This window comes from Nocardia sp. NPDC058519, assembly GCF_042719755.1.
Classification (GTDB): domain Bacteria; phylum Actinomycetota; class Actinomycetes; order Mycobacteriales; family Mycobacteriaceae; genus Nocardia.
This window is the reverse complement of the sequence record NZ_JBHXNK010000063.1, coordinates 1-7,057: the sequence shown is the minus strand read 5'-3', so window position 1 is coordinate 7,057 and position 7,057 is coordinate 1. Positions and strand designations below refer to the sequence as shown.

The window sequence follows — 7,057 nt, the reverse complement described above, 5'->3', positions numbered from 1 at the left end:
TGGCCCTGCCGATACCACCTCGGCAGGGCCCTCCAACTCAACCACCCCGTAAACGAGTTCGGCCGCCGGGGGGCAACCCGGCGGCCGTGCATCACATCTACTCAAGGAGCAGTCTACCAATGACGCCTCAGCAGTCTAAGTCTCGTGCCGATATCGGCGAACGTCTTGCCCACGAAGTGGATGTGGCGACCGCCCACCCGTCCGAGGACGCCCCGCCGATGGTCGTCGAGGCGCTGATCGAAGCCCGGGTGTCGCTGCACTTCCAGGGCTTCCGCGAGGATTCGCACTGGCTCGGCGAGCACATGGCCCGGGCCGACCACCACGATCTCTTGGCGCTGACCCGGCTGGCGCTGCGTTTCGTCGAGCGCCTGCACATCGCGACCGGTCCCGTGGTCGAGGCTGCGCCCGCGTCGACGGTGACCCGGGCGCACCACGACACGGTCGTGATCGCGATGGCCGAGCGCATCGCCCGGCTCGAAAGCCTGCTCGAGCTGGCACAGGCCAAGAAAGAACAGGCGACCGCCCGGCCGACATGCCACCACCCATACAGCATGTACGGCCAGTGCGTTGACTGCGGCATGACCTGGTCGGCGCGCGCCGAAGCTACGGGCGCGGCGGTGCAGGCATGAGACTGCTTCCCGCCCTGCGCCGCAACACCTTCGGTCGGCACGCCCGCCACGACTTCGGCACGGCGCGACCCAGTGCCTACGACCTGCGCGCCCGCGTCTTCGCTGAGCGGGACAACGCCGCTGTCGATGCTGGGTTTCGCGCGGCCGTCGCTCGTCAGGCCGCGGTCTTCGCCGCGACCGAAGCTCCGACCCTGACCCTGCCGGTCGTGATCGACGCCGAGATCGTCGATGACTGGCGGGACCCGACCATCGCCATCGGCACAGCTGCCATCGTCCAGGACGGGCACTACCTCGAGCGAGTGGATCTGATCGAGTGCGACGGCGGGCGCCCGATGCACGAGCTCGACTTCGCACAGGTCACCGGCGGTGCGCGATGACCAACCCCGTCGCCGTCTTCGACCAGACCCGCGCCAACCTCGCCGTCGAGCTGGACGGGCTGGTCGGTGCCCTCATCGACTCCCATGCCCGGTGCAAATGCGGCGGTTCCGTCGACTCAACTCGGCACCTGCTCATCCTCGCCGAGTTCTGCCGCAAGGACTACACCGCCAACGCCCTCGCCAGCTTGCTCATGGAGGCGGTCGCTCGTCTCGCCGTCGCTAAGGAGGCGAATTGAGCACCGATGCCGACCCCGCCGAGATCGCCACGCTATTGGCCCGGATCGAGGAGCTCGAGGCGCAGATCCCGCCGCACCCGGCGTGCCTCGACGGTGACCTCACCGACGCGCAGCGTGTCACCCGCCTGCTCGGGAAGGTCAAGCGGCTCACCACCGAACGCGACACCTTCCGCCGAGAACGCAACGAGCTGCGCGACAAGTTGTTCGACAAGACCGTCGTCGACGTCAACGCACGCCTTGCCGCCGCCAGCCAGAAGGGCATGCACCGATGAACACAGTTGCTCACCTCATCCAGTGCGCCATCGTCGGCGCTACCCTCCTCGCCGTCATCTGGGTGTTCGTGATGCTGGTTCGCGCTGACCTGCGCGCTAACCCAGCGAAGGCCAAGCTGCCGAAGCCGTGGGCGCCGATGGAGGAGTTCCACGCCTACTTCGCTGCCCTCGACTACTCGGCCGATGACGATGAGGAACAGGCTGACGACGAGCCGGTCGACCAGGCCGATCCCGGCGCCGAGTGGGACCGGGCCCGCGACCGCACGATCGACGCCGACCTGTGGCCGGTGACCGCATGAGCTGGGAGCATCGCGCGGCCTGCGCGACCAAAGACCCGAACGTGTTCTTCCCGCCCAATGGCATCATCCCGAACGACGCGAAAGAGCTTTGCACCCAGCACTGCCCTGTCCGCAAGGACTGTGCCAGCGCCGCGATCCGTAGGCACACAACACATGGCGTGCACGGCGGGTTCGCACTGCCGTCGCAGCGCACCAGCCTGCGACGGTACGTCGAGTCATTCGAGGGCAAGAAGCCCGCCGAGCTGGTTACAACCACGTGCGCGAGCTGCGGATCTGAAATCCAGGCGCGTATCAAGCTGACCGTGTGCGGTTCATGCCGCGCACACTCGCGACACGAGTCGGTCGATGCCACGCCAGCGCGCCAGCACATGAACGATCTGCGTGCCCGCGGCTGGACCGTGAAAGACATCCACCTCGCGGCCGACGTGTCGAAGCCGACCGCTACCCGCGTCGCGTCAGGGAAAGTCACGACCGTTTCTGCCGTCATCGCGGCGAAACTGTTGGCCGTCGCTGGAGATCCGCCGGCGCGCGTCCCGGGCATGTGCCCTTCGTGCGGGGAAGAGATGCCGATCCTCTCCGCATCCGCGAAGTCGGGCCTTCGGGGGCACTGCTCGAAGCGGTGTCGCGACGCCCGCAAGACGGCGTCGGTGCACGCATGATCGCCGACTTCTGGGACGGCCGGTCGTTCACCCGCGTGGACGACGAGCCCGACGGCCGCGTCGCCATCGAGGGATACGACGGGGAGCTGTGCGTTCACCGCACCACCTACAACCGGGCCACCGCCGTGCTTATCGGCGAAGCCCTAATCCGTGCCGCCGAGGAGGGGCAGTGAAGAAGACGTTCACGCACGGCTTCGGCAGCACCGAGGTGGACTCGCAGCCTGATGGCGGGGTCACCGTCGCAATCCTGCACGCCTCGCAGCTGCTGAGCCACAACACCTACACCCCCGACATGGCCACGAGCATCGGCCTGGCCCTCATCGACGCAGCCCAGGAGACGACGCATGTCCACTGAGATCCAGGCGTACACCGACGCCGACTTGGCGTACAAGATCGTGTTGCTCAAGACTCTCGCCGACCTGGTGATGGACGAGTTCGCCCGCGCGAAGGCGATCGCGGCCGAGCAGCTGCCGAGGGGCGCGGCCATCCCGGCCCGGACCGGTGAGGACGTGAAGCTGGGCAGGGTCACCAAGTCCGACCCGAAGCCGGTCGCGGAGATCGTGGACCGCGACGCACTCGACGAGTGGATCCGCACCCAGTACCCGGACAAGCTCGACACCCGCGTCGAGCTCGGCGACATGGGCGAGATCCTCGCCCTGCTCAACGATCTCGGCCGCAAGGACCTGTTCACCACGGTCACCGAAATCCCGGCGCACCTGTACACCCAGGCTAAGGCGATGGCTGCCAACGGCCGCCCGATCCCCGGCGTGGCGCTGCGGCGGCCGCCCGGGGTGGTGTCTGCCCGCAAGGAGATCGCCGCGGAGTACGTGGTGCGCCAGCTCCTGGCCGGTTCGCCGGTCCCGCTTCTCGGAATCGAGGCGTGAGCATGGATTTCGAGGACGCAACCAAGGATGCCGCCAAGGCGCGCATCGCACTGACCGGTCCGGCCGGTGCGGGCAAGACCTACACCGCGCTGATGCTGGCGTTCGGGCTGGGGGAGAAGGTCGCCGTCATCGACACCGAGCGCGGCAAGGCGTCGCTGTATGTGGGCCGCAACGGCTGGCAGTTCAAGACCATCAAGCCCACCTCCTACTCGCCGCTGTCGCTGACCGACCACCTCGGCAAGGCCGCCGGCGGCGGGTTCGATGCTCTGATCATCGACTCGCTGTCCCACTACTGGGAGGGCAAGGACGGGATGCTCGAGCAGGTCGACAAGCGCGGCGGGGCAAACAAGTTCACCTCGGGCTGGAAGGTCGTTCGCCCCGAGGAACAGCGGATGATCGACGCGATCCTCGCCTACCCCGGCCACGTCATCATCACCCTGCGCACCAAGCAGGAGTACGTGCTGGAGAAGAACGAGCGCGGCAAGCAGGAGCCCACCAGGGTCGGCACGAAACCGGTTCAGCGCGAGGGCATCGAATACGAATTCGACCTCATCGGTGACCTCGACCTGACCAACACCCTGACGGTGTCGAAGTCGCGCATCGAAGGCGTGGAGACCGGTCTCACCTTCGAGAAGCCGGGCATGGAGTTGGCGGCCTCGGTCGCTGCGTTCCTCGCCGAAGGCAAGCAGGTCCCCTCGGTGTCGGAGTACCGCGGTCGCGCACTGGAACTCGACACGGTCGAGGGATTGAAGGAGCTGTTCGAGGAGGTCGTCGACCATCAGCTCGAGGGAGCGCCGATGGTCGATGACCTCGGATACCCCACGGTGCTGGGCGATTTCCTGCGCAAGCGCGCGACCGCGGTGAAGATGACCGCCTCGGATGGTGGCGCATGAGTCGCCGTGAGTATGTCAGCCGCTTTCCCTGCGCTGAACCTGGATGCCCGGAGAAGTCGTACACCGTCGCCGGTACACAGCGGGAGCGCGCGGACGACTACAAGGCCCAGCGGTTGCGCCCGTGGCGCTGCTACCGGCACACCCGACCGGACGAAGTGCTGGCCGCCGACAACCTTGAGCGCACGGCGACGATGACAGCGGGGCGGAGCCAGTACGCGCCGAACTGGCGGCGCCCGGACGAGATGGAGTATCTCAGCGGCCAGTACTGGCTCGGCGATAGCGAGACGAGCGTCGGCTCGGGGATTCTTCACGGTCCCGGCTTCAAGGCCATCGCTGGTGACTTCCCGATCGGTACGAAGCTGATCGTCACCGCTCGCATCGAGCTTCCCAGCGAAGAGGGTGAGTCGTGATCGGCCGCCCCTGCCCGAAGCCCGCGCCCCGATCGAGGCAGCCTCGCCGTACCCGGCCCGTCGAGGACGTACTCGATCTCGTCCGCACCCGCTGCATGGGTCGCTGCGAGCGCTGTGCTGTCCCGTTCTTCGGCCGCAACGGTGGTGACCCGCACCATCGACGACCCCGCGGGATGGGCGGTAGCCGCGACCCCCGCCTCAATCAACCGTCCGGGATCGTCGCGCTGTGCCGCTCGTGCCACGACCACATCGAGAACCAGCGCACTGCCGCCGAAGTGGACGGGTGGCTGGTGGCCAAGGCCGCGGATCTGCCGCGCATACCTATCCGCTCACGCCTCCACGGCGTCGTCCTGCTCGGTGACGACGGCTCGATCAACCCCGCGCCGAAGGAGGCGAACTGATGGCCGGAAATATTCAATTCCCCAGTGGATTGTGGACCGAGGACGGGTTCCGCACGCTGACAGCACCACTCCAGGGAGCGTTCTTCACGCTGTGCCTGCGCCCGGAGCTCGGCGCGCTGGGCGCGATGCCGCTTTTCCTGGGCAGGATCGCCATTGCAACCGCGGGAGCGGACAAGGTCAGTGTGCTCGACAATCTGCGGTGCCTGGCGCTGGCCGGATGGATCGTTCTCGACGAGGGCGAGGAGGAGCTGTTCGTCCCTCGCTTCATGGAGTTCAACGGGGTCGAGAAGAACCCGAACAGGCTTCGACGCGCTATCGCTGAATCGGAATCGATCGAGTCCCCGATCGTCCGGACCGCTGTCGCCGACGTGCTGTATCGACTGTCGCGCATCGACGCAGACCGTGCTGCCGAGCGACTCTGCAAGGTGGAATCTGGGCAGCGCCCGAAGGATCGCCCGAACATCGCCGACGAGACCCGGCACGCCGTCTACGTGCGCTACGGGTGGGCCTGTGCGTACTGCTCCCATCAGTTCGTCCAGGTGCCCACTGGCGCGCCAGAGGACGAGGCTGCCGGAATCTGGTTGGAGCTCGACCACATCCGGCCGTACTCGCTGGGCGGCGACGACACTGCGGCCAACCTGCGCGCGGCGTGCTCGACGTGCAACCGCCGGCGCGGCGTCGACGACCTGGATCTGTGGGCCGACAAGACCGGGGGTGCGTGATGCCTTGGTTCCGAGTCGATGACGACGCTGCCTTCCACTCGAAGATCGTCGCCGCGGGCAACGCGGCCGTCGGTCTGTGGACCCGTGCCGGTTCGTATTCCTCGCGCGAGCTGACCGACGGGTTCATCCCGAACCACATGATCGCGTCGATGGGCACCCCTGCCCAGGCGAAGAAGCTGGTGCAGGTTCGCCTGTGGGACAAGGTCGATGGCGGCTACCAGTTCCATCAGTGGGAGGAGCGGCAGCCGTTCACCAAGGCTGACGTTGAGCGGAAGCGGGACGAGGCGCGCGAGCGGATGCGCAATGTTCGTGCGAACAAGTCGGGTGGTTCGCGTGATGTTCGCGCGAACGAAGTTGTAACCGAACCCCCGATGTCCGAATTTCTTTCAGAGAAAAACGACCGTTTGCATAGCGAACGATTTATTTCCGAGAACGACATGAGCGCACCATCCGAAGAGGGATTTTCCGAATCGCCCCAGGTGGACGACGCCAGTTCGCACGAACATCAGACCGAACACGATGCGAACACCCCGCGAAGTTCGCTCAACCCCATCCCAAGCCCATCCCTTATAGGGGTCGACCTAGGGGGGAATCGTTCGGTAGGTGATAGGGGAGCGGCCGCAAACGAACCGACCCCCACCCCCTCCCAGTTCCATCCCGAGCACCCCGACGGGTGGGTCGACGGCTGCCGCGAGTGCGAGGCGATCGGCGACGCGATCGTGGCCCACATCGCCGCCCAGCCCGCGAAAGCCGCACCGCCCGAGCGATGCCCGGCACACCTGGCCGCCCCGACCGACACCCCATGCGGTCCCTGCGGCGTAGCCCGCAAGAAGCGTGCCGAGTGGGACCGCGATCGACAGCGGCACAACCTGCGTCAGGGCGTCGAGGAGCGCCATGCCGCGGCTGAACTCCGTGCCCGTGCCATCGCCGAGTGCACCATGTGCGACCCCGACGGCTACCGCGCCACGACCGTCTGCGACCACGTCCACCGCGGCGAACGGCGCTCATGGCGGGAGATCGCCGCCGAGCGCAAGGCGGAGGGGGACGACCAGCCTGGCCCGTCGCTGAGGTCGGTCTCATGAGCCACGACCGCACCGGTGAGCGCGTCGACAAGCAGCCGTGCCCCAACAACTGCCGCAACGGCTGGCTGTCCGCTCCGGACGCCGATGTCGCCGTCGCCTGCCCCTGCCGGTGGTCTCGCACCGCCGACTCCGCCGTGAACCACGACCTCGCCGAGCGCCAGCCCAGTGCTCGTGCGGCAGCAGCAATCCGAGC

General features: G+C 67.2%; 15 protein-coding genes. All 15 read left to right on the top strand.

The window, feature by feature from the left end; translation table 11 throughout:
- The first annotated feature begins 119 nt into the window (after positions 1-119).
- Positions 120-629 (top strand): hypothetical protein, encoded by a 510-nt coding sequence (locus ACFWPK_RS34375; RefSeq protein WP_378923023.1) that lies wholly within the window; start codon positions 120-122, stop codon positions 627-629.
- Positions 626-1,006, top strand: coding sequence for a hypothetical protein (locus ACFWPK_RS34370; RefSeq protein ID WP_378923021.1), 381 nt, complete (start codon positions 626-628; stop codon positions 1,004-1,006). The genes ACFWPK_RS34375 and ACFWPK_RS34370 overlap by 4 nt, the downstream gene beginning before the upstream one ends.
- On the top strand, positions 1,003-1,242 hold the full coding sequence (locus ACFWPK_RS34365) for a hypothetical protein (protein ID WP_378923019.1): 240 nt from the start codon (positions 1,003-1,005) through the stop codon (positions 1,240-1,242). Before ACFWPK_RS34370 ends, ACFWPK_RS34365 begins: the two co-directional genes overlap by 4 nt.
- Complete coding sequence (locus ACFWPK_RS34360) at positions 1,239-1,514, top strand: hypothetical protein (protein WP_378923017.1); 276 nt, start codon at positions 1,239-1,241, stop codon at positions 1,512-1,514. Before ACFWPK_RS34365 ends, ACFWPK_RS34360 begins: the two co-directional genes overlap by 4 nt.
- Complete coding sequence (locus ACFWPK_RS34355) at positions 1,511-1,813, top strand: hypothetical protein (protein WP_378923015.1); 303 nt, start codon at positions 1,511-1,513, stop codon at positions 1,811-1,813. The genes ACFWPK_RS34360 and ACFWPK_RS34355 overlap by 4 nt, the downstream gene beginning before the upstream one ends.
- Positions 1,810-2,472: a WhiB family transcriptional regulator gene (locus tag ACFWPK_RS34350; RefSeq protein ID WP_378923012.1), complete on the top strand. Its 663-nt coding sequence runs from the start codon at positions 1,810-1,812 to the stop codon at positions 2,470-2,472. Before ACFWPK_RS34355 ends, ACFWPK_RS34350 begins: the two co-directional genes overlap by 4 nt.
- On the top strand, positions 2,469-2,645 hold the full coding sequence (locus ACFWPK_RS34345; RefSeq protein ID WP_378923010.1) for a hypothetical protein: 177 nt from the start codon (positions 2,469-2,471) through the stop codon (positions 2,643-2,645). The genes ACFWPK_RS34350 and ACFWPK_RS34345 overlap by 4 nt, the downstream gene beginning before the upstream one ends.
- Positions 2,642-2,827: a hypothetical protein gene (locus ACFWPK_RS34340; protein ID WP_378923008.1), complete on the top strand. Its 186-nt coding sequence runs from the start codon at positions 2,642-2,644 to the stop codon at positions 2,825-2,827. Before ACFWPK_RS34345 ends, ACFWPK_RS34340 begins: the two co-directional genes overlap by 4 nt.
- Positions 2,817-3,356: a hypothetical protein gene (locus tag ACFWPK_RS34335; protein WP_378923006.1), complete on the top strand. Its 540-nt coding sequence runs from the start codon at positions 2,817-2,819 to the stop codon at positions 3,354-3,356. Before ACFWPK_RS34340 ends, ACFWPK_RS34335 begins: the two co-directional genes overlap by 11 nt.
- 2 nt (positions 3,357-3,358) lie before the next feature.
- Positions 3,359-4,249 carry an ATP-binding protein gene (locus ACFWPK_RS34330; protein WP_378923004.1) on the top strand — a complete coding sequence of 297 codons (891 nt, stop codon included), beginning with the start codon at positions 3,359-3,361 and terminating at the stop codon, positions 4,247-4,249.
- The gene (locus tag ACFWPK_RS34325) at positions 4,246-4,659 is read left to right on the top strand and encodes a hypothetical protein (RefSeq protein WP_378923002.1); all 414 of its coding nucleotides are present in this window, start codon (positions 4,246-4,248) and stop codon (positions 4,657-4,659) included. The genes ACFWPK_RS34330 and ACFWPK_RS34325 overlap by 4 nt, the downstream gene beginning before the upstream one ends.
- Positions 4,656-5,060: a hypothetical protein gene (locus tag ACFWPK_RS34320; RefSeq protein WP_378923000.1), complete on the top strand. Its 405-nt coding sequence runs from the start codon at positions 4,656-4,658 to the stop codon at positions 5,058-5,060. Before ACFWPK_RS34325 ends, ACFWPK_RS34320 begins: the two co-directional genes overlap by 4 nt.
- Positions 5,060-5,782 (top strand): HNH endonuclease, encoded by a 723-nt coding sequence (locus ACFWPK_RS34315; RefSeq protein WP_378922998.1) that lies wholly within the window; start codon positions 5,060-5,062, stop codon positions 5,780-5,782. Before ACFWPK_RS34320 ends, ACFWPK_RS34315 begins: the two co-directional genes overlap by 1 nt.
- Positions 5,710-6,864 carry a hypothetical protein gene (locus ACFWPK_RS34310; RefSeq protein WP_378922996.1) on the top strand — a complete coding sequence of 385 codons (1,155 nt, stop codon included), beginning with the start codon at positions 5,710-5,712 and terminating at the stop codon, positions 6,862-6,864. Before ACFWPK_RS34315 ends, ACFWPK_RS34310 begins: the two co-directional genes overlap by 73 nt.
- On the top strand, positions 6,861-7,057 hold a 197-nt coding region (locus tag ACFWPK_RS34305), incomplete at its 3' end, for a hypothetical protein (RefSeq protein WP_378922994.1). The genes ACFWPK_RS34310 and ACFWPK_RS34305, both read left to right, overlap by 4 nt.